General features: G+C 55.1%; 1 protein-coding gene and 1 pseudogene. One reads left to right on the top strand and one right to left on the bottom strand.

Features of this window, described 5'->3' with window-relative positions; genetic code table 11:
* A partial coding sequence (locus tag RSSM_RS11290; RefSeq protein WP_390174053.1) for a c-type cytochrome occupies nt 1-267 on the top strand: 267 nt, incomplete at its 5' end.
* 229 nt (nt 268-496) lie between these two features.
* Here RSSM_RS11290 and RSSM_RS33685 read toward each other — a convergent pair.
* Nucleotides 497-1,645 (bottom strand): annotated as a pseudogene (locus tag RSSM_RS33685) (beta-agarase); the annotation flags it as partial.

Raw genomic sequence — 1,645 nt, 5'->3', positions numbered from 1 at the left:
TTGCTCGCTCGGGGAGCGTTACCACCGGTCAATGCCAAGCCAAGGAATTTCGCACTCGGTGCGTTTCACGGAGGTGCCAAGGCCAGCGATTTGTATATGCGAATCACGCAAGGCATCGAAGGTTCCCCGATGCCAGCGGTGACGTTCGTCGACGGCCAGTTTGAAGAAGATGACGTGTGGCACCTTATCAACTTCATCCGTTCGCTGCAGGAAGCGTCTGAGGAGTCGAGCAGCGAAACGGAAGCCGAAACGCCACAGCAGACTTAGAGCATTTTGGCACTCAACGTGCCGGGTCCCGCAACCGAGTTTGCCAGAATTCAGGCACCGAATTTTATTCGTTTTTGTCGGCTTTACGTTCTAGTAGTGGATCTTGCTAAAGATCCTGCTGCATGAGGATCTTTAACTAGATCCACTACGGCCTTCCTGTAAGCCGCGGTCGTTGCCATCAACCGGAGGTGTAACCCAGCGGCTGATGGCTTTTGCGGACCGCCTTCGATCAATCATCCACGTTTTGCAGCGTTGCGATCTGAACCGACGTGATCGTTGTACCGGTTTGTGCGCTGATTTCGACCTCGTTGTTTTTGCGTAAGACTGACACCGGGATAACGGCATCGAGCGGTGCGAAGAACTCCGTGAATTCGTCCGCGTCTCCTCGGTCGATCTCGATCGTCGTGCTGTTGACTTCCACCACGAGCGGTTCGCTGATTCCACCGCGACGATGAACACCGATGATCAGTTTGGCCGATTGCAGATCGGACGCATCCAGGTTGTCGATCGAGAACTTAATCGCTTCGCCTTCTGATTTTACCGCGGTCTCTTCTGCGTAGTGCCGTTGTTGTTTAACGACCTTCGCGGGCGCGAGCGTTTGCGCCAAGTTCAAACGGACCACCGTGGTCTCGTTCACGTCGACGGGAACCGCGGACGCATCGACGTCGTGTTCGGGCTCAAAGACAACCTCTCCCTTGTGGTAGTTCAGTCGTGTTTGTGTCGCCTTGTTTGCTCCTGCGTTTTTCGCAACACCTGATAGATCCAACGAGATTTGGCGTCCGCCCATGTTCGTCACGGCGATAGAGATTCGCGTGCCGTCATGGACCGCGACGACGTCCAACCAGTCACGATCGAACGCAACGGGCAGTCGTCGACCGTCGAAATCCCGCCACAATTCGAAGTAGTTCGCGATCGTGGTGGGTTCGAAGTCTTCGATCGTTCGGTGTCGTTCCAAGTTTGTTTTCGGCGTGAACGCCGCATCTCCGCTGTAGGGGTTCCACGCCATGTGCAGGAATACAAACGGCACGAACAACTCGATCTGATCGGGACGCTGCATCGACTTGGTCAGGTACGCGTTCCAGGCGAGCAAACGCAGCCAGTTATCAGACGGTTGCCGCCCGTTCTGAAGAGAACCGCATTCGGTGATCAGGATCGGCAGCACGTTGTCCGATTTATGCATGTGAGCACGGAGCATGTCGAGGATCGCTTCATAGCGGCCGAGCAGATAGTTCGAGTAGCCTTGCCCGCGACGCGCGTGGGCACCGAGCATCAACGCGTTTTCGTAGAAGTGGTGCGAGAAGAAATCGATGTGCCCGCGTGTCTCTTCAATAAAACGGGCTTGGTCGCGATACAGATCAAAGTCTTTGATTTGAACCTG

It is taken from the genome of Aporhodopirellula sallentina SM41 (assembly GCF_000346505.1).
Lineage (GTDB): Bacteria > Planctomycetota > Planctomycetia > Pirellulales > Pirellulaceae > Rhodopirellula > Rhodopirellula sallentina.
The sequence above is the reverse complement of the archived record's forward strand: the minus strand, read 5'-3'. Positions and strand labels throughout refer to the sequence as shown.